Genomic DNA, 22,282 nt, shown 5'->3' on the forward strand with positions numbered 1-22,282 from the left:
CTGAAGAAAACCCTTTGGCCAGAGTGTACGACAACTATCTCTACGCCTCTGCACTAGATGGTATTGGCAAGGGGCTTTCGCCAAAAGATAGCGCCCAACAAGCCGAACTCTACATTGATAAATGGATTATGGACCAAATGCTACTTGGCGTGGCCCAAAAACAACTACCCAACAAAGAAGCCCAACGCATCAACCGATTAGCAGAAAGCTACAAAGCCTCTCTAACCATTGCCTACTTTGAACAAGAACTGATCAATAGAGAACTAGATACCCTGGTCACGCCCGTTCAATTGGCCCAATACTATAATGCCAACAAAGAACAATACATTGCCGGAGAAAGCTGGCTACGCTGCCACTTTATTCGTGTCCCCAGAAAACTAGAAGGCGTAGATAAGCTCCGCAACTGGTTCAAATCAGATAAAAAAAGTGATGAGGAAAAAGTAAAACAGTTCTGCCTCTCCAATGAAAGCCAAATGGTCTTTGCCCTAGAAAAAGACCGCTGGGTAAAATATAAAAGAGTCGCCGACCGACTACCCGATAACCGACTGCCCTCTAGCTACCTTGAAAAAGGCCGGGTATTTGACCGCAGCGATAGCAAATATGTCTACCTCTGTAAGGTCTTTGAATATAAAGACAAAAATGAACCCGCCCCTCTCGCTGAAGTACAAGACGAAATTTCTAGAATTATTCTTCACCAAAGACGTCAACTCATCCTGGACCAAGTCCGAAAAGAAGCCAGAGCCAAAGCCAAAGAAGGCAATGTCTTTGAACGCTTCTAAACCCATCCTTCTTTTCAATTCTTGCGTTGCAAGGCAATGAACAATCTGTTTACCCCTAAATGCTAATGATTACTAATTATTATGATGTATAGACTCCTTTTCGCTTGCCTGCTACTAAGTAGTGGCCTATTTGCCCAACAGCAAATTGACCGAGTAGTCGCCCTCGTAGGCAATGAACCCATTCTCGTTTCCGATATAGAAGCACAATATCGCCTGCTCCTATCTAGAACCAAAGAAGCACCACCAGAAAATGCCCGAGCCGTTATTCTAGACCAACTGCTTACCAATGCCGTGGTCCTCGCTGAAGCCGAACGCGATAGCTTTACCGTCTCTGCCGTCGAAATTGAAGGCCAACTAGATTCCCGAATCTCCGAAATCCTTCGATATATGAATAATGACCCCGAACAGTTTAAAGCTTATTACGGCAAAACTCCAGAAGAGGTCAAAAATGATATGCGCGAAAGTATGCGCAAACAAATGGTCGTCCAACGTATGTCGGCCAATATTATGCAATCCGTTACCGTTACCCCCAAAGAAGTGCAAACCTTCTTCAGTAAAATCCCAGAAGATAGCCTGCCCTACTTTAACTCAACTGTCGAACTCGCCCAAATCGTTATCAAACCCAAAGTGAACGATAAGGAAGATGAACGCGCCCGCCAAGAAGCAGAACGCATCCGCCAAGAAATTCTTAATGGTGCAGACTTTGCCGAATTGGCCAAGCAATACTCTCAAGACCCCGGATCCGGCGCCCGCGGCGGAGACCTCGGCATCACCAACCGAGGTAGCTTTGTCCCCGAATTTGAAGCCGCTGCCTACCAACTCGACGAAAACGAAGTCTCCGAACTCGTCAAATCTCAATATGGCTACCATATTATCCAATTACTCGAACGCCTCGGTAATAATATCCATACCCGCCATATTCTCATTAAAGCCGAACTAACCCCAGCCGATGAAGAACGTGCAAAAAATGAAGCCGATAGTATCCGCTCTCTGATCTTACTCGATTCCTTTACCTTCGATCAGGCCGTCCAACGCTTCTCAGAAGATGAGTTTAGCAAAACCAGAAATGGCGCCATGATGAACCCCCAAACAGGCGAACCCTACTGGGAACTTGGCGACCTTAGCCCCGAAGTCTATTTCGCTATCGAAAAACTCAAAAAAGGCGAAATCTCTGAAGCGATCGAGTATAGTACCCCCTTCGGAGAAAAAGAATATACCCTCATCAAAATTAGAAACCGAACGATCCCCCATGTCGCTAATCTCCAAGATGATTATAGCCGCATCCAAATGGCCGCTAAGGAGGAAAAAAAATCTCGCTATATCCAAGAATGGGTCGCCAAAAAAATTGATGACCACTATGTCGAGTTTAAGTTCCAATCTCTAGGTAGCTATGCCGACTTCTTTATCAAAAAAAATGGACAAGCCAAAAATCCACAACTACAACGCTGGATGATGGAACCCTAATCCAAAAGTAAACCCAACCCCCCAATATCCGTCTACAGATGCTGTAGACGGATATTTTTTTAGCCCTTTGCCTATTCCCCCTTTTTCACTAATTTGGCCAGTGCCCAAAAAAGAGCAATCTATCTTTTTTGGGCACTTTTATAGATTTAGTCTAAATTTGCAAGACTACACACACAATACTATATATATGTCTGAAAATTCTTCCATCCGCCGACTCTGGGAAGCCAAAAAAGGAGAACAACTTACCTTCCTCCATACAGACTCCCCTTTGCTCAGCCTAAAACTTATGGAGATGGGCCTCTTTCCCGCCGCTAAGTTCCGCCTGCTCAAAAGAGCCCCCTTAGCCGGTCCCCTCCTCCTCGAACTTGCCGATAATTTGCAACAATTGGCCATCGGGCCAGCAGAAGCCAAAGAAATATGGATACAGTAGCCAATAAACATCTTAATATCGCCCTGCTTGGGCCCCCTAATGTGGGCAAAACCTCTCTCTTTAACCAACTCACTGGCCTCCAACAAAAGGTCGGTAACTTTCCTGGCGTTACCGTAGAGAAAAAAGTAGGCAAAATTCAATTGCAGGAGCTCAACGGCCAACTGACCGACCTGCCCGGACTTTATAGCCTATTCGCTAAATCTCCAGATGAAGAAGTGGTGATCAAAGCACTAGAAGAGGAAAGCTTTGACGCTTTGTTGCTTGTCCTCGATGCTAGCCATCTCGAAAGAAGCTTACTCCTGGCCCAACAAGCCCTAGCTATGGGCATCCCCGTTTTGCCCCTACTCAATATGCTCGACCAAGCAGAGGGCCAAGGGTTCCAGTTTGATACTCAAGAACTCCTCCCCCTCCTCGGCCAAGAACCTCTCCGTATCAATGCCCGCCAAGGACTTGGCCTCGACCAAATCCCCAAGGCCATTGATCAACTCCTCTCTCAAGAGGCCCCTTCCGCTAATGCAGAATTTTTAGCCCTGATGAAGTCAAATGATGCTGCCGCTCAGCTGAAGGATAGCCAAAAACGACTCGAGCAAATCCGCCCGCAACTCGAAAAGGCCCGAAAAAAAACCAGCACGAAACGCAGTTGGTCCCATTTCTTAGACCAATGGACCAGCCACCCTATCGCTGGCTATCTCATTTATCTTACAGTCCTCTTCTGCATTTTTCAACTGATTTTTAGCCTGGCCGATTGGCCTATGGGCCTGATCGATGAAGGTACAGGCGCCCTAGCGAGCTTTATCGCAGAACTCCTTCCCCCTGGCCCAATCAATGAATTGATTACAGAGGGGATTATCCCCGGCATCGGCGGGGTCGTGATTTTTGTCCCCCAAATTGCTATCCTCTTTTTTGCCCTCTCCATCCTCGAGGAAAGCGGCTATATCTCTAGGGTGCTTTTCCTCATGGATAACCCCATGCGCTTTTTTGGCCTGAGCGGACAAAGTGTGCTCCCCCTGCTTTCTGGAGCCGCCTGCGCTATTCCCGCCGTGATGGCCGCCCGAAATATTAGCAGCTGGAGAGAACGCATGGCCACCATTTTTGTCAGTCCCATGATTAGCTGCGCCGCCCGCCTGCCCGTTTATGTCATCCTGATCGCTCTGGTGATTCCCGATGGCAGTAGCTGGGGCTTTGGCTGGAAAGGTCTCGCTATGCTGGGCCTTTATCTCCTTGGCGTGCTTGGCGCCCTGCTCACGGGCCTCGCCCTCCGCTTTATCCTCCCCAAAAAGGACCAAAACCCTTTTGTGATTGATCTTCCTAGCTATAAATGGCCCCGCTGGCAAAATGTCTTTCTCACGGCCTACCAAAAATCAAAGTCTTTTGTCCTAGAAGCCGGTAAAGTCATTCTGGCCCTCTCCATTTTGCTCTGGATCTTGGGCAGCTATGGCCCTACCGAAGCCATGCAGACCGCCGAGGAACGCGCCCAGCAAATGAGCCAAAATGATAGCGAATTGGCCCAAAATATGGCCGCCGAAAAATTATCCGCTAGCTATCTCGGTCATCTCGGCCACGCCATTGAGCCCGCCATTCGCCCGCTCGGCTACGACTGGAAAATTGGCATCGGTTTGCTGGCCTCTTTTGCCGCCCGCGAGGTTTTTGTCGGCACAATGGGTACTATATATAGTATGGGCAGCGAAGCTGAAGAAAATACCCTGATCGAAAGGATGCGTGCCGAACGATTTGAAGATAGCCAAAAAGCAGTTTATAGCTTGCCCACAGGCATTTCTCTGCTGGTCTTCTACGTTTTTGCTATGCAATGTATGAGCACCCTAGCCGTGGTCTACAAAGAAACTCGCTCCTGGAAATGGCCGCTGCTGCAATTAGTTTATATGACGGGCCTCGCCTATTTGCTGGCCTTTTTGAGCTATCAATTACTCAGTTAATTTGTTTTTGGGGCTGCCCACTCGCTTCGCTCGGGTCGGGCTGTTTCGCAGCTCGCAGGTCTGCTCGGCCCTGCGCCGCCTGCGGCGGCTGGGTCTGGCGCTTCGCGCCACTGCTGTCCATCCCTCAGCCAGATTTAATCGCGCTGCTTTGACCATCTTTGCTATGAATTTTTGGCTAGGCCAGCTATTTTTTAAGGGCATAGCCTTCGCTATGGCCGAGAAAAATAGGGCCGACTAGTGGGAAATTGCTGCAAACTATAAAAGTGAGTGCGTTTAAATTTGGCTATAGCCGAGGCGCTGCGCGCCTTTGCGGCGGCTTCGCCGCCTGCTAAAGGCATAAAAAAGCGCCTAGTCTCTACACAGAAACTAGGCGCTCTTTTTATTATGTTATTAGCCTTAGGGCTTGATTTGTCCATAACGACGCTGGAAAGGCAAGGTCTCTCTAACGTGGTTGAGACCACAAACCCAACGAACCAAACGCTCTAGGCCCAAACCAAAACCTGCATGAGGCACCGAACCAAAACGACGGAGGTCCAAATACCACTCAAAGTCGTCTTGATCCAAGTTGTGCTCGGCAATTTTGCGGACCAATACCTCTAGGCTGGTTTCCCGCTCAGAACCTCCCACAATCTCGCCATAACCATCAGGAGCCAAAAGGTCTACCCCCTTCACCAAAGAAGGATCGCCATCTACTTCTTTCATATAGAAAGATTTGATTTTGGCAGGCCAGTTATAGACCATCACAGGGGTAGAGAATACTCTGGTCAATACCGTTTCATCCGAGTTACCAAAGTCTTCGCCATCTTCAAAGTTTTTGGCCGACTCGATCCAGTCTGGAATATGACGCTGCTTCTCTTCCAATTCTTTGGCCTCTCCTCTGAGGGCCAAAATTTTTCCTTCATTAAATCTACGCGCGCCTTTTTTCATACCTGCAGCAATGGCTTTCTCTCTTTCTGCAATCTCCGCCTGGATTTCGGCCAAGCGGGCCGTAGCTTGGGCCAAATCTTCTTCCTGCAATTTGATGGCATTCTTACCATTGATCTCTAGCTCTCCACGCAAAATTTTCACGGCATCGCTATAGGCTACTCTAGGGAAGGTTTCGGCTACTACTTTTTCGAGGCTGCTGGTATCTCGGCCCAAGACCTCTAGTTCATCTTTACAACGATAAAGAACCTCGCCAATGACCGACTTAATAAAGCGCTCGATCAAGTTCATATTATCCTCATTGGTATAAAAGGCCATTTCAGGCTCAATCATCCAAAACTCAGATAAGTGGCGGGGGGTATTTGATTTCTCTGCACGGAAGGTGGGACCAAAGGTGTAAATCTTGCCCATGGCCATGGCCATGGCCTCTCCATAAAGCTGGCCCGATTGAGACAAATAGGCGGGTTGGCCAAAAAAGTCGGTCTCAAAAAGGTCGGTAGTGCCTTCACAGGCGCTGCCCGTGAGCAAAGGCGCATCCATTTGCACAAAATCCTCTGATTGGAAGAAATTGTGAATGCTCATAATCAGCTGGTTGCGCAAACGCATAATGGCCCATTGGCGGCGGCTGCGGAGCCAAAGGTGGCGTTTATCGCTCAAAAACTTTACGCCCATTTCCTCATCAGACTTGGTGATGGGATAGCCTTCTGCATTATGGTAAATCTCGAAGCTGTTCACTTGAAGCTCATAGCCGCCCAAGCTCTTTTCATTGCGGATGAGCTGGCCAGTAATGGCCAATGAACTTTCTAGGGTTAGCGTTTTGGCCAACTCAAATTGTTCGTCGCCTAGGCTTTCTAGGGCAAAAACGGCTTGGGTAAAGCCAGAACCATCTCTAAAGTCGGCAAAACAAGCCGTTTTACTTTTGCGGATTTTGGTCACCCAACCTTTAATGCTGACCTCATGGCCAACTAGCTGTGCAAAATCCTTGATATATTGTTGCATAAAGTAGATGAATTATCTTAGGAAAGAAAGGCCATTCCGAGCAAGGGAATAGCGCTCACAAAAATATAATTTTTAGGGCCATAGCAAAAAGAATGCAGGAAGAACTTTGGCCCATGGCGTCCTACAGGCGGCGAAGCCGCCGCAAAGGAGCGAAGCGACTGGCCTAGCGATGTGAAAGGGTGGCCGTCAGGCCAGACCCAGCGGGCGCAGCCCGCGCAGGGCCGAGCAGACCTGCGAGCCCTGAAACGTAGCGCCGCAGCTTTGCTGCGGAGGCCCCAAAACCTCTAGCCCTTCCAGCGGATCCACCAAGGGAGGCGGTTTTCGGTCCATTGATAGAAGGGCATATTTTCGGCCCCAAAGCCCTCATAAAAGCGGGCGATTCCGGGGATGCTAGAGCCCTCAAAGTCAATGAACATGGGCTTATTGGCCTGGCCCTGAATAAAGAGGTCCATCAGGTAAGGCATAGCGCCCACCTCCTTGCCTGCGGGAGTCGTATAATTGAGCAAATTGATATATCTGGCGCCATTGAGCAGCCAAAAAACGGCTGCGCAGACCTCCTTTTGTTCATTGAGGCAGAGCATAAAGAAGCCTTGGCCACGGTGCAGGGCATTGTAGATGATGCGGAGCGCAGCATGATAGGTAGCCTGTGGAAACTGCTCCCCTTTTCGGAGCATCTCCTGTTCTAATTGGGCCACAAAGTCCTCGGGTTTGATGGAGCTAGTGGCAAAAAGATTGGCTTTTTCGCCCTTTTTGATATTTCGCTTATGGTTGCTGCTATAATTCTCATAGAGTTTCTCATAAGGTTGATTGAGGGGCAGCAAATAATTGGGTCGTTCTTGGACCTTATAATCGGGCAGGCGTTGGATCGCGCTCATGCTATCATTAAAGGCCAGTTGGCTATGCTTAAACTCTTTGGGAATCGCCTGAAGGAAGGCCTGGATTCGGGCCTCCGAGAACCCATTTACGGTAAATAGGCCCAGCTGTTGGCAGAGCGGCGGTTGATAAAGGCGTTTAATGCCAAAGAGTTTATCGTTCCAAGGCAGCGGAAAGACCGATTGGTAATCATCCTCTACCAGTCCCCACCAATTATCGGCTACATTATCGAGATACCAGGCATAGCCATAAATGAGGCTATTGGGGGCATAGTGGACGCAGCCATTCCAGCGAGGCAGGTCAATTTCGTCGCGATGAAGCAGTCTAATATTCATAATTATAATCGAGAGCGGGAAAGAGATTTAGAAATCGGGGGCTTGGGGCAGTTCGAGGACCACCTTCCAGCTATTATCTTCTTGGCGGAGCAATTGCATTTTGCTGCCTGATAGGGGTTTTCCGTCTTGGTCGCAACAAAAAGAGCAGAGCGCTTCTTGGCTAGAAAGCAATTCGCATTCGGCGGTTTTGATTCGTTTTTTATTGGCGGCGGCCTCGGCCTTCATGGCCTTGCGTTCGCTTTCGGTCACGGCATTGAGGGTTTGCTCAAAAAAGACCAAGATTTCTTTAGATTCTGGAGTAGACAGCTGCTCGGCCTTCTCAAAATCGCCATCTAAAAAGGCGTGCATAAAATGCAGGGCCACCGATTCGGGTCGTTCTTTTTTGAGTTTTCCCGGCGGGCGATGGCAGGCCGTATTGAGCAGAAAAAGGCCCATAAAAAAGAGGAGATATAAACGCATAGGATAAAAATTAAACAAGCAAGCTCTGAGCCCAGAGCTTGCTTGCAGGAGAACAGATTCGAAAATCGTTTTGCTGATTTCGCTTGCTTATAGTACTCTGCGCAGGCCCATATAGACTTTCCGCCAGTAATTATTATTCATAGAAGCCTCCATCACGCCGCGGCTAGAAGAGGCGTGAATAAACTTCACTTCTCCATTGACATTAGAAGAAACCACCCCCACATGATTGATGCGGTTGGGCGTACCGGTAGCAAAAAAGATGAGGTCGCCAGCCTGAGCTTGGTCAAACTTAACGGCCTGTCCTGTACGGGCTTGATCTCTAGACACCCTAGGGATTTGGACCCCAATGCTCTTAAAAACCGTCTGCGTCAGGCCCGAGCAATCCATACCACTAGCGGTAGTGCCGCCCGTGCGGTAAGGCGTGCCATAAAAACTTTGGGCCTTGGCAATCAGGGAATTTACTTTGACTTGCTTACTCGCCGAGCTACCCATATAGGCAATATTATCGCCCGCAACGGGATTGCTGCCAAAGGGGCTGCTCATACCAGAGTTATTACTATTGCTACTTTCTGCCGCCTCTAAACTTTTCACGAAGGCAGCAAACTCTTTTCCGTACTTATTGAGATCTACAATGGCCTTTACTCTTTGGCCTCTGCTATTATTGAGATATTGAATACCACGCATAGAATTGGAGATTTATTTCCAGCAAGTTAATGCTTTTCTAGCAAAAGACTTCCCTAAAAGGCCAAGAAACGCTCTACCTGCTCTTCTAGCGCGTTTTGGCTAGCGGCTAAGAGTTCTCCAGACTCCTCCAACTGCCCCCCTATGCTAGATATAGGCAGCTGTTGGGGCATGACCGTAATTTGCAAGTAGTTTAATACCCCCGTCAGATGCTCCATGCCTCGAAGGTTCCCCGCTCGTCCCGCAGCTACGCCCACTAAGGCCGCCTTCTTGCCGCCCTGAAAGCTTTCTTTATAGGCATAAATCGAACAGGCATCCAAAAATAACTTCAGTACGCCCGGATAACTACCGTTGTACTCCGGAGCAACAATAAATAACTTATTTGGCGCAATCAAATACTGCTCTTGTATGGCCCGCAAAGCCGAAGATTGCTGCTCGGGATCATACATATCTATATGCAAGATGTCATCGGGTAAATCTTCTAGGCTAAAAAAGCGTACTTCCTCTTCCGCTTTCTCTTTAAAATGAGCAAAAGCCGCCTCTGCGACAATTCTAGTTTTGCTGTTGGGGCGGTTGGTCCCCGAAATTACTACAATCATTTATTATATATATAAGGAGAAGCCCAATCCCTGAACTTCTTTCTAGTAAGCTAATTGCAAAGGGAACAATGCCCAATGGCCAAAGTTCTAAAAAAAACTAGGGAAAAATAGGGAAAAGCTTAAATTAGCTCTATACCCAAGCCCTAAACCCAGTTCATTTATTCCTTTTACCTCAGAAATTTTTCTTGCCTTATGAAAATTACCTACTACGGTCACTCTGCTTTTATGGTAGAATTAGGCGGCAAAAAACTCCTTTTTGACCCCTTTATTACGCCCAACCCCCTAGCCCAAGAAGCTAGCATTTCTGCAGATGACCTTAATCCCGACTATATTTTGCTTTCGCATGGACATGCCGATCATGTTAGCGATGCCGTGAGTATTGCCCAACGTACCGGCGCAAAGGTGGTCGCTATTTATGAGGTGGCCGAATGGCTGCAAAAACAAGGGATCGAAAATACACACCCCATGAATATCGGGGGCAAATGGAATTTTGGCGAGTTTACGGTCCATTGCACTACCGCCGTTCACTCTTCTGCCCTGCCCGATGGCAGCTATGGCGGCAACCCTATGGGCTTTGTCATCAGCTCTAATGATGGCACTTTCTACTTTGCCGGAGATACGGCCCTCACTATGGATATGAAGCTGATTCCTATGCTCTATCCCAAACTCGATTTTGCCCTGCTCCCTATCGGCGACAATTTTACGATGAGCTATGAACATGCCATCATTGCCTCCGATTTTATTGAGTGTAACACGATTGTCGGCATCCATTTCGACACTTTCGGCTTTATTACTATCGATCATAAAGAAGCAAAAGCCGCCTTTGAAGCTAAAGGCAAAAACCTCTTTATCCCTAAAGCAGGAATGAGCTTTTCTATCCAAAAAGGATAAGGATTTGGGGCCTCCGCTGAATATAATGTGGCGGCGGTTACTCCCTTCGGTCGTCGAACTGCGAACTAAAGTTCTTGTTGTCGTTTACTTCCTTTGGTCGTGGAACTGGCGTCCCTATAGGGACTGGTTGTCGCAGCTCGCTGTTTTTTTGGGGCCTCCGCAGCAAAGCTGCGGCGCTACGTTCCGCAGCTCGCTGTTCGCTCGGCCCTTCAGCCCTTCGGGCTTCGGTCTGGCCTAACGGCCACTGCTGCACATCGCTAGGCCTGCGGCCCTTCGGGCCTGCTATCTGGGCCTGTAGGTTGAAACCTACAGCCATACAAGGGCGGTATTGCTTCGCAATGATATATGTATGAGGGTTGAAACCCTCATACAATTAACTGATCCCCAGTCTGATCTATACCCCTTATTATCTCCACAGCTTTTAGCGGCCCTGATAACAGCCCTATTTATGATTTAAACCGCCCAGAAGATGTTTATCTATGGAGGGTTTCAACCCTCCATTTTATATTAAAATGCATTCGTTAATTGGCTGTGGGTTTCAACCTACAGCTCTAAGATCTGCGGCCTTTAGGCTGCAGATAGCGGCAAAGCCGCCATGGCGGAAGGACAAATAGCCCATCAAAACTTTTATGCCCTATTTGACAGAGATCAAATACCTCATCAAAACCTTTTTGCCCTATTCTGCAACTGCAAAATGGCATCCTACAGTTGCGCTAAGCTATTCTGAAATTGCAAAATGGCATCCTACAGTTGCGCTAAGCTATTCTGAAATTGCAAAACGGCATATTACAGTTGCGGTAAGCTATTCTGAATTTGCAAAACGGCATATTACAGTTGCGGTATGCTATTCTGAAATTGCAAAACGGCATATTACAGTTGCGGTATGCTATTCTGCAATTGCAAAACGGCATATTACAGTTGCGCTAAGCTATTCGCAATTTGTGAAATGGCAATTGTAAACTGTGGGAAGCTATTCTGAATTTGTGAAACCGTAGATCAAGACTTTGATAGACTATTCCAAAAACTCGTCCTACAGGCCCGAAGGGCCGCAGGCCTAGGGGCCTGAAAGGGTGGCCGAAGGCCAGACCGAAGCCCGAAGGGCTGAAGGGCCGAGCAGACCTGCGAGCCCTGCAAGGGCCCGGCCGCCGAAGGCGGCAGGCCCCAAAACAACCTTCCTAAGGGACTGTTCAGGATTTTGTGTATTAGAATAAAATTTGGGCCTTTAGCTGCTTAGGATTTGGCCAATAGTCGACTAGGGACAAGCCCCTAGGCAGTAAAAAGGAGAAACACAAAATTTAAAACAGTCTCTATTTCACAGAGCTCTATTCCCTTGACTAAAAAAGCCCAAGCATTTTAATAATGCTTGGGCTAATACTATATAGGATAAGCCAAACTAGAAACAGCCCTATTCGGCGGCTCGATTAAAGCGATAATTGACGCCCAAAGAAAAGCTTCGGCCCAAATCATAGCGCTGAATAAAGTATTCTTGGCCTTTATAGTCCAAAGATTCCCGATAGCGGCTACCCAAAAGATTGTTTGCCCGCAAGCTCAGGCGGAAGCCCTTGCCCAGCTCTTGCGCCAGGTTGAAGCCCAAAAGGGGAACAGGCTGCTCATACACATTGGGGGTACCTCCACGAACAATCAAAGAAATGCGGGGGCCAATAACATTAAAAACGAGATTGGCCTCTGTGCCATAATCATTTTTATAGGCCAAAAGGAAGTTGGCCGAATAAGGCGATTGGCCAAACATGGGGCGGCTATCCTTAGCATCGGCTACGGTAGCCCGAATCTCCGCTAACTCTAAAGGATCTATTTTAGTGGCCGAGTAGATATAAGCAAAATTGGCCGCCAAGCTAAAGTCCTTGAGTGGAGCGGCAATAAAGCCTAAGTTTTTGCGCAGCTCTAGCTCTAGACCTATAATTTGGGCCTCTTCTACATTACGGAAAGTAATCTCTGAGTTGGGGGCCGTAGGATTAAAAGTGCGTTCGATAGGATTATAAAACTGCTTAAAAAAGCCCGTCAGCGAAATCAATTCGGCAAAGCTGGGGTAAAACTCATAGCGCAGATCAATATTATCGGCTAGGCTGCGCTGCAAGTTAGGGTTACCCGCCAAGAGATATCCCCCATCTACATCAAAATTGGTGTAGGGCGCCAACTCCCTAAAACTAGGTCGGGCCAAGGTTCTAGAATAGGCAAAGCGCAACTTCATTTTATCATTCAACTCATAATTGAGGCTAAGAGCCGGCAAGAGGTCCAAATTTTTGAGCAAAGGAGAAGATTGGTCCAAATGCAAAGAGTCAATAGCTTGTAAAGCGGGATCTAGAGAAAGCATGCTCAAGCTAGTTTGCTCCATTCTTAGGCCCGTGATCAAGCGCAACTTTTTGCTTAGGGGCAATTCGGTCATGAGGTAGAGGCCCAAAACATCTTGTTGGGCATCATAGCTATTTTGTAGATCAATATCAGAATCGGCATAAAGGCCTTGGCCATTATTGGCCCATTGGTTTTCGCCTGCATCATACTGGACCAATTGGTCCTCGGCAAAATAATCTGTCAAATTACCATTAAAGGCTACAATCCCCGATTGCTGAAAGACAATGCGGTTTTCTCTAAAGACTCTGGCTTTTCTATTATAGCTAGCTCCGGCCATCAGCTTAGCCGAAAGGCCATTCCATTGTTTGTAGGGCAAGCTCAAATCAACTCGATTGGACCAAGTATTTTCATTCATTTCTCGATAAAAGCGGCTGGGGCTATTATCACTACTCAACTTCAGAAAATAGCGATCTTGATCGGGGCGGTAGCGATAAGTAAAATAGCGCAGGTCGGGTTCATCTTGAGCAGAAAGCGAATAAGCGCTTTGCCATTTGATCTCTAGGTTTTTCCATTTGGGGATAAAATGTTTTCCGCCCAATTGGTAGCTGCTCAGGCTGCGCTCCAAAAAGCGCCATGACTGGCTAATAAAAACATCATCGGGATCATCTCTAAATTTGGTCCCTTCGGCATAGCGGGCGGTAGAAGTTGCGCTTTGGTTGCGCAAAACGGTTAGGCGAAGCTGATTATTTTTATTCAGTTTGTAGCTAGCGCCAAGCATCGCCCCCCAAAGGGTTTCATCTTGGCCCAGCTGCTCCTCCAATTGAAGCTGAGAAGTAAGGCGGTTGGTGCTTTGGCTATTGCCGCCCAATTCATAAATTCCATAATTTCCATTGGTATAGCCGCTAGCCTGTTGGCTATAACTGAGGGAAGCAATAAAGCCTAGGGGTTTGCCAAACAACTTTTTTTGATTGCCGATAGAAAAAGACGCTCGGCTATTGAGGAAGCGGCTACGGCCCGACTGCTCCCAATTATTGGCAAAGCTGCGGCTAGCGGCAGCGATCTGCTGCGCATCTGCTGCATTAAAACTGGCGGAGCTGTTGGGCTCAAACTCGGGCAATTGGCCCTCCTCGATATTGGGAATAGTAGAAGGTAATTGGCGAAGGCCATCATCAAAGCCGAGCGGGTCTGTGCTACTTCCCGCATAGCTATTCAAATTGGGATTGAAGCTAGCGATTGTATGATAAGAAGTAGACAAACTGGCGTTGATACTAAAGCGTTCTGGAAAATCCTTGGTCTCAATATCAATATAGCCTCCAGTAAAATCGCCATAGAGCTGTGGGCTAAAGGATTTATAGACCAGAATATTATCAATGAGGTTAGCGGGGAAAAGGTCCATTTGGACCGAATTGCGGTTAGGGTCTAGGCTAGGGATTTCGGCCCCATTGAGTGTCGTTTTGCTATAGCGATCGCTTAGTCCACGCACATAAACATACTTACCTCCTTCAACTGTAACGCCTGTAATGCGGCGCATAGCGGCGGCGGCATCATTATCTCCAGTTTTCTTAATTTCTGCGGCCGAAACCCCATCCAAAACCTGAGAAGACTGTCTTTTGATGGTCAGCAAAGCATTGGCTGTATTTCGGATTTGCTTGGCCTCGATGACCACTTCATCTTGGGCCAAGGCTTCTTCTTTCAAAGAAAAGTCTAATTGGAAACTTTGGCCTTCGGCTAAGCTAATATTTTCTACGGTTTGCGTGCTGAAGCCCAAATAAGAACATTGCAACTTATAGCTGCCTGCGGGCAAATTGGGCAGGCGGTACTCCCCGTCAAAATCAGTGATTACACCAATATTGAGCTCGGGCAGAAAGACCGTGGCCCCAATCACGGGATAGGCAGAGCTAGCCTCTAGGACCTTGCCGCTAATGCTGGCCATAGCGGCTTTTTCTTGGGCCTGACTTAGGCTCAGGCTAATGAAAAGCAGAAAAATAAGTAGTGAAAATTGTTTCATAATCCATACATATTGAAGAAAGCAGAAAGGATATCTTGCGGTGGGCAGGGCGCAAAGCGCCCGCAGGCCTAGCGATGTGCAGCAGTGGCCCGCAGGGCCAGACCGAAGCGCTGCAGGCGCTGACAACAAGGCTGAAAGCCGCAGTTCGATGACCGAAGGGAATAACGGCCGAGCGACCCGACCAACGGGAGCCGACGCAGCGAAGCAAGTAATAGCGAGCTGCGACAACAAGGACTTTAGTCCGTCTTCGACGACCGAAGGGAGTAACCGCCTGCCGCAGGCAGGAGGCCCCAAAACATCATAAAAAAAGCCCAGCGCCTAAAAGACGCTGAGCCTATACAAAACTGACTTAATTGGATGTGCGGAAGATGTTGCTCGCATTGATATTGTGGAAGATACAGCCCTCGATTTTGAGGTTGCCATCTTGCCATTGTTTGTAGCTATCTTGCTCTTGGCCGATGAGGTCCTCGATATCGATGCCACGGTCAAAACCGCTGAAAATAGAGTTATAATATTGGCCGCCGGCATTGTCTCGGAAAGTAATGGCGCGGCTGTTGGGATTGCCTACAAAAGTGGCGTTGGCGAAAGTGGGCGTGGCGTAGGGCGTGGCTGTTTCGGGGTTGGTGCCACCATCATGTTCGCCGCCACGGTCGGCATCATCATTAGGATTTTCATTTTGGTGAACGATCACAAACTGATTGCGGCCACGGTAGCCTTCGTCATAATCTAGGGCATCATCGGCGCAGAAAGCGGAGATGAGATATTTGGCATCTACGGTGCCGCCAAACCACTCGATACCATCGTCCTTATTGCCGACCACCTCGACATATTCGATCGTTGTTCCCGAGCCTACTCCCCCAAGTGTAAGGCCGTTAATTTCGTTATCGGCGCCAATATTTGAGCCGCCATGGCGGATAGAAACGTAGCGAATTACGCCAGAATTATCATTATCTAGGGTTCCGCCATAAAGGCCACGGCTTTCCGAGCTAGGGATCCCTTCAATTTGGGTTTGGCCAGGCGTAGAATTGAGGCTCGCCTTACCGAGAACGATGAGTCCACCCCAGCGGCCACGTTCGGTAGCAGCAGTACCGCCTTGATCGCCTTCAAAAGTGAAAATAATTGGTTCTGCGGCAGTTCCTTCGGCCATCAACTTGCCGCCTGGGGCTACAATCAGGGCAGAAGCATCGGCGCCAGAGCCTGCTTTACCTTGGACAATGGTCCCTTCTTCGATGAAGAGCGTTTGGCCGCTACTGACAAAAACGAAGCCCTCTAAAACATAAATCGTATCCTTGCTCCAATAGACTGAATCGGCGGCATTTTGCATCAAACTATCGCTAATAGTTTGAACAGGGCGGCCCGTGGGCAGGGCGGCAGAAGTTGTATTTCCGGCCACAATTCGGCTATAAAACGACCAGCCATCGTACCAGGCCGTGCCATTGGGATCTAGGGCTCCTTTGAAGTTTGTAGAGACAAACCAGTTGTCATTTAGGACGGCTTGCGTACCAAAATTGAGGCTGCTAGCGGGCAAAATCGAGTTAGTTTGGAAAATGCCTGCGCTGCTATCGACTTGATTATTGGCGGTTGTAAAATAGCTAGAGACAAAGGCATCATCTTGCAAAGAAGCGTTAATCGTCTGCTCCTCTTCGCCATTCAAACTTTGCTCGACACTGCGGTAAGCCAGCTTAATAAACTCGATACTTCCGTTGCTCGTCCCTTCAATAGAGTAGCGGCCATCGGCGGCGGAGCTAGTCGTGGCGACCTCTGCCCCATCTAGGTCATAAACCGTTACGCTCACGCCTGCGAGGGCATCGCCATTGCTATCGGTTAGGGTACCCGAGATGCCCGAATTGGCCTCATCTTTTTTGCAGGCCGTAAAAACTAGGCTGCTCAGCAGCAGCAAAAAAGAGAGAATGCGAAGATGTTTCATTAGGTAATAATTTGGAGTTGAGAAAAGTCGATTTGATGCTTGGGGGGACTATTTGCCTGCAAAGGAAGTCTTTTCTCTTTAACTGCTCGTTAATTGCCTATTATCTTTAGCTACTCAATTTCGTCGAAATAATATTTTGCTTAACAACTAATTAAGCTTCACTTCATCTGAAATAAACCTAATCCTCATTTAAAGTTAATCTAGTTTTTGTAACCTTTTTTTTGGGGGCCTGCCGCCTTTGGCGGCCGGGCCCTTTCGGGGCTCGCAGGTCTGCTCGGCCCTGCGCTTTTTCGCTTTGCTCAAAAGCTGGGTCTGGCCTGCGGCCACCCCTTCAGGCCCCTAGGCCATTTTGGGCTTCGCCCAAAATTCTAGGTGCGGAAGTTGGACAAAAAAAGGAGCCCTGCGATTGCGGGGCTCCTTGGGGAGAATTCTATCCACTAACTACATTTATCGGAGGGCTCTAAAATAGCCTTCTACTCTTTTCTTGTAGTAGGGCTTGAGGTTAGGCGAAACGGTACGGAAGAGTTCCACTTGCCCCTCTCTTTCCTTGAGGTATTCCTCCATAGCGGGGGGCATATTTTTGGGTAAATCTTCATTGGGTCGTTCGGCTCGTCTTTGGTCATCGTATTCTCTTTCTCTTTGGGCCTTTTCATGTTCGAGCATACGAGTGAGAATATCTTGTTGGCGTTTATTGATATCGGAGGGCAGGCGTTTATTGACCAGGTCGGTTTCCACCTTATCCATTTGGTCAATAATATCTTGCAGTTCTTTTCCGCCGCCTTTGCCTTTTTGTTGGAGTTCGCGTTTCATTTTCTCCATAGCTTTGCGGATAGCGGCTTGTTTGGCGGCCATTTCTGCAAACTGTTTACTAGAGGGCGACTGGCCATTTTTCATCATTTGCTCTAGCTTTTTGAGTTGTTCTTGCAGGCCTTTCTGCATCTCCTTCATACCGCCCATATTGGGTTGGCTACCGTCTTGGCCCTTTCCTTGGCCTTGGCTACCGGGTTTACCGTTTGCGCCGGGTTTTTCGCACATTTGTTCGCCGGCCATTTCGCTAGCCATTTGCTGTTGCATTTGGTTCATCGATTCGCTGAGCATTAGGGCCAGGTCATTGATATAGGTCATACTATATTGTTGTTGGACCATAGCGGGGCGTTTTTGGCGTTCCTCTAGCAAGTCGATGCCTTTATTGAGGGTCTTTTTGGTATCATTGACCTTTTCGGTAATAAAGCTTTCGAGTTGGTAGACTCTTTTGGCTAGGGCTTGCAAGCTATCCTCCACCTGTTTAAAATCATCTTTGATTTTATATTGTTTTTGGACCAGCTTGACATATTTGGGCGTATTGGGCAGGGTGGCCTGCACCTCATCGATTAGGGCTTCTTGGTCAAAAGAGAGGTCGACTAAATTTTCTAGCAATTGGCGCATCGCTTTTACATCTTGCTCCATTTGTTTCATTTGGCCTTCACCCATCATTTCGCCCATTTCTTTGGCCATTTCCTTCATCTTCTTGGCGGCATTTTTCTGCGACTTGGCCGCCTGTTTATTCTGCTTCTTTTTGAGTTGTTGAGAAGAATTTTGCAGATTTTCTTGGGTCTCTTTTTTCTGTTCTTTGAGATCTTCATTATCCATTTCCATGGGCTGATCGAGTTCTTTGTTTTTCTCTTTAGCCTTATCCATTTTGTCCTGAATCTCTTCGAACTTCTCGTTGATTTCCTCTTGTTTTTCTTCTAATTCTTTTTGCTCTTCAGCAGATTGTTCCTCGCCATCTTTTTGCTCGGTTTCCTCGGCCAATTCTTCTTGTTCTTCGGCTAGTTCTTCGAGTTCTTCTTTGGCGTCCATCATTTCTTTTTCCAGCTCCATTTTCTTGAAGAGGCTAAGCATGCGATCCAATTCGTCTTTTACTTCCTCCTCGTTCATCTCCATATTTTCGAGTTGTTCAAGGACCTCCTTCTTATCCATTTTGTCTAGCATCTCCTCCATCTTTTCAAAGAGTTCTTTCATCTCATCAGACATGACCTCTTCAAAAAGCTTTTCGATCATTTCCTGTTTTTTGAGCAGTTCTTCATCGGGTTTTTGATACTGTTCTTGCTGCTCTTTATTTTCTTGGAAATTCTGCTCGGCATTTTGGATTTTCTCCTGTGTTTCTTTTTGCTGTTGGATGAGCTTTTCAATTTCTCGGCGGTCTTGCCAATTGAGCTCATTTTTCTGCAGCACATTTTCCTTAGCCTTTTTGATTTCTCTTTTGAGTTTTTCCATTTCGGCTAGGGCTTCTTCCAGATCAGATTTAATGGCTTCATCATTCTTTTCTTCTTGGGCCTTCATTTCTTCTACGGTAGCCATTTGGTAAACCATTCTGCTGGTTTTAGAAGACTTGCTCCCTTGTACGCCATCATTATCCCAAACTTGGAAATAGTAGCTAAGTTTATCGCCGGGTTCTAGGCCCATATTCCGCAAATTGAGGGTATAGCGATAAGTTGTTTGCTTATTGCTGCGGATGGGCAGGGGGTCTACTTCTTGGCGCAAGATTTTTCCATCTCGCTCAATCGTATAATGAAAGGCGAGGCTATTTAGGCCATAATCATCAGAGGCCGAGCCAGCAAAGTACATCAATTTGCTATCTGTGCTATCGGCAAACTTTTCCATCTCAATTTGGGGATAGAGATCAGGAATCACTGTAATGCTATAATTTAGCGAATCGCCCATAGGCAATTTAGCGTTAGAGAGGTAGATTTTATAACTACCATCGGCTTGTAGTTGGCGTTTGAAACTAAAGTTTTGGCGGCCAGAGCGTTCGGCTTCTTGGCGTTCTTCTCCGGCAAAGCGAACAGCTAATTCATCGGTAAAGTTGGCGGCAAATAACCATTCTACTTTGGTGCCTGCGGGGACCACTAGGTCGCCTACATTATCTAGAGTTTCATCTTTGCGGCCTGTATAGGCTGGAAAATCTAGGGCGGTTTGGAAATTCAGCAAATTGGGTTTTTCCAAAACGTTCATGCTATAGCTCTTAGAGCTAAAGCCATTGGCTTGAAAGCGGAAATTAAGATCTTCTTGGACCTTGGGGAAGATATAGCGAAATTGGGTAGGGCTCAGTTTCTCCATCTTAAACTGATAATTATCCACCTCAATAAAGACCTCTGCGGGCAGAGCACCTTTTTCTTCAATATCTACGATAAGTTCAAAGTCTTCATATTGCAGTAGTTTTTGGTCCAAATTGCGGGGAACAAAACCAAAGAGGGCTTGGCGCTCAAACTCCTCATTATTAGAGAGGATGCGGCCCGTACTATTCTGCACAATATTAGAAAAGACCAACAGCCCAAAGAAGATAAACAAAGGGGGCAGCACAAAACGCAAATACTTGCGGTTTTTGCGCAAATCAATGGCCTTTTGGAAAGGCACGGGGGCCAATTCTACTGTTTTTTGGTTGATAGCGGCTAGCAACAAAGCGCTATTTTCTGCCTTCGCCTGTTGGTTGAGCTGTAAGACATTGAGCAATTTGTCTTGCACATTGCTAAAGTGCTGGCCCACAATCTGGGCGGCTTTCTCATGAGAAATCACCTTGCCCAAACGGAAATATTGTAGTAAAGGCCAAATGACCCAATAGCTAAGTCCTAGGCCCGCCAAGGCCAAAAAGCTATAAAACAAGCTTTTGCGGAAAGCCATAGAGGAGACCGAAGACGTAAATACATAATGCTCTAAAAGCACAAAGGTCACCCAAATAACGGAAATCAGGGCCAAGCTATGCAAGCTGCCTCGAATCAAGTTATTGAGATAGTATTTTCGAATAAACGCATCTAGTTTGTGGAGTAGCGTCTGATATTGGTTCATATGATTGATAATGAGATTGTTTCCTGAATTGGCATACACTATATAATAATACGATTTTTATTAAAAAGGGCTGTCTCTTTTAGAAAACTTTAAATCGGGCTTTTTCAAGGAGAATAGGCTTTTGGGGGCCAAAATTCGACGACCGAAGGGAGGAGCGGCCTAGCGATGCGGCGGGGTGGCCGAAGGCCAGACCAAGGAGCCGAAGGCGACGCAGGGCCGAGCATACCTGCGAGCCCCAAAGCGTAGCGCCGCAAGGCGAAGCCGCAGCGGAGGCCCCAAAAACAACAGCTAGATCTTTTTTTCCTTAGCATTTAGGCGAAAAAAGCCTATTAGACTAGCCATGAGAGTAGGGAGAAAAATGTTAATCAGCCAGAGCGTGAAGCTGGCCCAAAGGATATGATCGGCGGCGATGGGGGCCAAAAAATAGAGCGAAAGCGAGGCCCGAGCCAACAAAGCCACCGAGGCGGGAATGGGCAGGGCCGTTTGGGCCAAAAAGACCAATTGCACGGCCGTAACGGCCAATAAAAAAGGGGGGCGGGCGCCAAACGCATAGAGCAAAGCCACATTTTGGAGAATATAGCAGCCATAGCGGAGCAGCGAAAGGCCCAAAACGGCGCTCAAATTGCGTTTGGGCAAATTGAGTTTTAGAAAGGCATACTTTTGCAAAAAGGTCCAGCGCGAACACCACTGCGGTCCCCAAAAATAGATCGCCAACAAGAGCAGCAAAAGCGGAGGCAAAGCCCCATACAGCCAATACTTTTGGGCCAAAAACCAAGCGGGAATCGGCAATTGGGCCAGTTCTCGGTAGGCCAAAGCCAGCAGGCCAGCCGCCACCAAAACGATCCATTGGGCCAAGCTACCAAAGGCGCTAGACGACAAACTTTGGGCTCGAAGCGCCTTGGGCAAATAGAGCAATCGGCCCGCATGTTCGCCTATTCGGTTGGGGGTAAACACCCCTAGGGCCAGGCCCATAAAAATAGCTTTTATGGCCCTGGAAAAAGCCATAGGCGCCGCCAGCAAAGCCCGCCATTTTTGGGCCTCCAAGGCCCAGTTGAGGGGCAAAAGCAAGAGGGCCAAAGAAAAATAGGCCAAAGAAAACTCCGCCTGAAAGCGTTGCCAAGAGAGGGGCGGCAGCTCTGCTGCCGCCCGCTGCCACTGCTGCTTGAGCAAGTAGGCAAGGGCGACAAACAAAAGAAGCTGCAACAAAAAACGCAGTCCTTTATTGGCCCAAATCTGTTTGAGCAATGCAAAGATGCGGTTGCCCATCAGCCCTTACGTTTGGGATTATTATTGAGGAAATCCCCCCAGCCCTTATAGCGTTTGCCGCCTTTGCTGGCCGAGCTGCCCTGCAAATAATGGCAATAGGCTACGCCCACGGCATCGGTAGCATCTAAAAAATCGTGATGAAAATCGCCTTTAACCAGATGGGGCAACATGGCCGCTACTTGCTCTTTGCTGGCTGCGCCCTTGCCCGTTACGGCCTTTTTGATACTTCTGGGGCTGTATTCTGCTACGCTTAGGCCATGATTGCCCATCACGGCCATAACCGCCCCCTGCGCCCGCCCTAACTTGAGCATCGACTGGGCATTTTTGCCATAAAAAGGGTCTTCTAAAGCGCCTGTAGAAGGTTCATAATATTGAATCAGGCGATCTAGCTCGCTATAAATGAAACTCATCTTTTGGGATTGGCTCTCCATCTTGCGCATATCCAAAACGCCCATACTCAGCAGCTCGACCTTTTGGCCAGTTGCTTTTAAGAAAGCATAGCCCAGCAAAATAGAGCCGGGGTCTACCCCCAAGATGATTTTTGTTTTCTTTGGCACAGTGATTCTGATTAACAAAAA

General features: G+C 47.7%; 16 protein-coding genes (1 of these 16 running past the window's edge). 6 read left to right on the forward strand and 10 right to left on the reverse strand.

Annotated elements, in window-relative coordinates:
- The 4 genes from SGRA_RS08850 to feoB all read left to right on the forward strand — a co-directional run.
- Positions 1 to 779 carry the 3' portion of a hypothetical protein gene (locus SGRA_RS08850; RefSeq protein ID WP_245538666.1) on the forward strand. The gene continues 121 nt to the left of window position 1, outside the view, so only the last 779 of its 900 coding nucleotides appear in the window; the start codon falls outside the window, past its left edge; the stop codon is at positions 777 to 779.
- Between the two features lie 81 nt (positions 780 to 860).
- Positions 861 to 2,243, forward strand: a complete 1,383-nt coding sequence (locus tag SGRA_RS08855) for a peptidylprolyl isomerase (protein ID WP_015692310.1) — start codon at positions 861 to 863, stop codon at positions 2,241 to 2,243.
- Positions 2,244 to 2,430: 187 nt separating this feature from the next.
- Positions 2,431 to 2,673, forward strand: coding sequence for a FeoA family protein (locus SGRA_RS08860; RefSeq protein ID WP_041329585.1), 243 nt, complete (start codon positions 2,431 to 2,433; stop codon positions 2,671 to 2,673).
- Positions 2,661 to 4,607 carry a ferrous iron transport protein B gene (gene feoB, locus SGRA_RS08865; RefSeq protein WP_015692312.1) on the forward strand — a complete coding sequence of 649 codons (1,947 nt, stop codon included), beginning with the start codon at positions 2,661 to 2,663 and terminating at the stop codon, positions 4,605 to 4,607. Before SGRA_RS08860 ends, feoB begins: the two co-directional genes overlap by 13 nt.
- A gap of 396 nt (positions 4,608 to 5,003) precedes the next feature.
- On the opposite strand, the gene SGRA_RS08875 is transcribed toward feoB, so the two are convergent.
- The 5 genes from SGRA_RS08875 to SGRA_RS08895 form a co-directional block, all read right to left on the reverse strand.
- Positions 5,004 to 6,530, reverse strand: a complete 1,527-nt coding sequence (locus SGRA_RS08875; protein ID WP_015692314.1) for an asparagine--tRNA ligase — start codon at positions 6,528 to 6,530, stop codon at positions 5,004 to 5,006.
- Positions 6,531 to 6,814: 284 nt separating this feature from the next.
- Entirely contained in the window at positions 6,815 to 7,738 is a 924-nt protein-coding gene (locus SGRA_RS08880; RefSeq protein WP_015692315.1) for a hypothetical protein, read from the reverse strand.
- A 27-nt stretch (positions 7,739 to 7,765) separates the two neighbouring features.
- Complete coding sequence (locus tag SGRA_RS08885; protein ID WP_015692316.1) at positions 7,766 to 8,197, reverse strand: nuclear transport factor 2 family protein; 432 nt, start codon at positions 8,195 to 8,197, stop codon at positions 7,766 to 7,768.
- Between the two features lie 87 nt (positions 8,198 to 8,284).
- The gene (locus tag SGRA_RS08890) at positions 8,285 to 8,881 is read right to left on the reverse strand and encodes a C40 family peptidase (protein ID WP_015692317.1); all 597 of its coding nucleotides are present in this window, start codon (positions 8,879 to 8,881) and stop codon (positions 8,285 to 8,287) included.
- A gap of 53 nt (positions 8,882 to 8,934) precedes the next feature.
- On the reverse strand, positions 8,935 to 9,477 hold the full coding sequence (locus tag SGRA_RS08895; RefSeq protein ID WP_015692318.1) for an NADPH-dependent FMN reductase: 543 nt from the start codon (positions 9,475 to 9,477) through the stop codon (positions 8,935 to 8,937).
- Positions 9,478 to 9,669: 192 nt separating this feature from the next.
- On the opposite strand from SGRA_RS08895, the gene SGRA_RS08900 reads away from it, so the two are divergent.
- Both SGRA_RS08900 and SGRA_RS23800 read left to right on the forward strand, forming a co-directional pair.
- Positions 9,670 to 10,368, forward strand: a complete 699-nt coding sequence (locus SGRA_RS08900) for a metal-dependent hydrolase (RefSeq protein WP_015692319.1) — start codon at positions 9,670 to 9,672, stop codon at positions 10,366 to 10,368.
- A 629-nt stretch (positions 10,369 to 10,997) separates the two neighbouring features.
- Positions 10,998 to 11,327 (forward strand): hypothetical protein, encoded by a 330-nt coding sequence (locus tag SGRA_RS23800; protein WP_015692321.1) that lies wholly within the window; start codon positions 10,998 to 11,000, stop codon positions 11,325 to 11,327.
- A gap of 446 nt (positions 11,328 to 11,773) precedes the next feature.
- On the opposite strand, the gene SGRA_RS08915 is transcribed toward SGRA_RS23800, so the two are convergent.
- The 5 genes from SGRA_RS08915 to ruvC form a co-directional block, all read right to left on the reverse strand.
- Positions 11,774 to 14,686, reverse strand: coding sequence for a TonB-dependent receptor (locus tag SGRA_RS08915; protein ID WP_015692322.1), 2,913 nt, complete (start codon positions 14,684 to 14,686; stop codon positions 11,774 to 11,776).
- Between the two features lie 349 nt (positions 14,687 to 15,035).
- The gene (locus SGRA_RS08920; RefSeq protein ID WP_015692323.1) at positions 15,036 to 16,613 is read right to left on the reverse strand and encodes a carboxypeptidase-like regulatory domain-containing protein; all 1,578 of its coding nucleotides are present in this window, start codon (positions 16,611 to 16,613) and stop codon (positions 15,036 to 15,038) included.
- Between the two features lie 447 nt (positions 16,614 to 17,060).
- Complete coding sequence (locus SGRA_RS08925; RefSeq protein WP_245538667.1) at positions 17,061 to 20,477, reverse strand: DUF4175 family protein; 3,417 nt, start codon at positions 20,475 to 20,477, stop codon at positions 17,061 to 17,063.
- A 249-nt stretch (positions 20,478 to 20,726) separates the two neighbouring features.
- Positions 20,727 to 21,704, reverse strand: coding sequence for a lysylphosphatidylglycerol synthase domain-containing protein (locus SGRA_RS08930; RefSeq protein WP_015692327.1), 978 nt, complete (start codon positions 21,702 to 21,704; stop codon positions 20,727 to 20,729).
- On the reverse strand, positions 21,704 to 22,261 hold the full coding sequence (gene ruvC, locus SGRA_RS08935) for a crossover junction endodeoxyribonuclease RuvC (RefSeq protein ID WP_050981196.1): 558 nt from the start codon (positions 22,259 to 22,261) through the stop codon (positions 21,704 to 21,706). Before ruvC ends, SGRA_RS08930 begins: the two co-directional genes overlap by 1 nt.
- Positions 22,262 to 22,282 lie beyond the last annotated feature (21 nt).

This window comes from Saprospira grandis str. Lewin (genome assembly GCF_000250635.1).
GTDB classification, from domain to species: domain Bacteria; phylum Bacteroidota; class Bacteroidia; order Chitinophagales; family Saprospiraceae; genus Saprospira; species Saprospira grandis.

What these genes read in the sequence shown, in the direction of transcription:
- SGRA_RS08855 (WP_015692310.1), top strand. Translation starts at nt 861, where the DNA reads ATGATGTATAGACTCCTTTTCGCTTGCCTGCTACTAAGTAGTGGCCTA.
- SGRA_RS08860 (WP_041329585.1), top strand. Translation starts at nt 2,431, where the DNA reads ATGTCTGAAAATTCTTCCATCCGCCGACTCTGGGAAGCCAAAAAAGGA.
- feoB (WP_015692312.1), top strand. Translation starts at nt 2,661, where the DNA reads ATGGATACAGTAGCCAATAAACATCTTAATATCGCCCTGCTTGGGCCC.
- SGRA_RS08875 (WP_015692314.1), bottom strand. Translation starts at nt 6,530, where the DNA reads ATGCAACAATATATCAAGGATTTTGCACAGCTAGTTGGCCATGAGGTC.
- SGRA_RS08880 (WP_015692315.1), bottom strand. Translation starts at nt 7,738, where the DNA reads ATGAATATTAGACTGCTTCATCGCGACGAAATTGACCTGCCTCGCTGG.
- SGRA_RS08885 (WP_015692316.1), bottom strand. Translation starts at nt 8,197, where the DNA reads ATGCGTTTATATCTCCTCTTTTTTATGGGCCTTTTTCTGCTCAATACG.
- SGRA_RS08890 (WP_015692317.1), bottom strand. Translation starts at nt 8,881, where the DNA reads ATGCGTGGTATTCAATATCTCAATAATAGCAGAGGCCAAAGAGTAAAG.
- SGRA_RS08895 (WP_015692318.1), bottom strand. Translation starts at nt 9,477, where the DNA reads ATGATTGTAGTAATTTCGGGGACCAACCGCCCCAACAGCAAAACTAGA.
- SGRA_RS08900 (WP_015692319.1), top strand. Translation starts at nt 9,670, where the DNA reads ATGAAAATTACCTACTACGGTCACTCTGCTTTTATGGTAGAATTAGGC.
- SGRA_RS23800 (WP_015692321.1), top strand. Translation starts at nt 10,998, where the DNA reads ATGCCCTATTTGACAGAGATCAAATACCTCATCAAAACCTTTTTGCCC.
- SGRA_RS08915 (WP_015692322.1), bottom strand. Translation starts at nt 14,686, where the DNA reads ATGAAACAATTTTCACTACTTATTTTTCTGCTTTTCATTAGCCTGAGC.
- SGRA_RS08920 (WP_015692323.1), bottom strand. Translation starts at nt 16,613, where the DNA reads ATGAAACATCTTCGCATTCTCTCTTTTTTGCTGCTGCTGAGCAGCCTA.
- SGRA_RS08930 (WP_015692327.1), bottom strand. Translation starts at nt 21,704, where the DNA reads ATGGGCAACCGCATCTTTGCATTGCTCAAACAGATTTGGGCCAATAAA.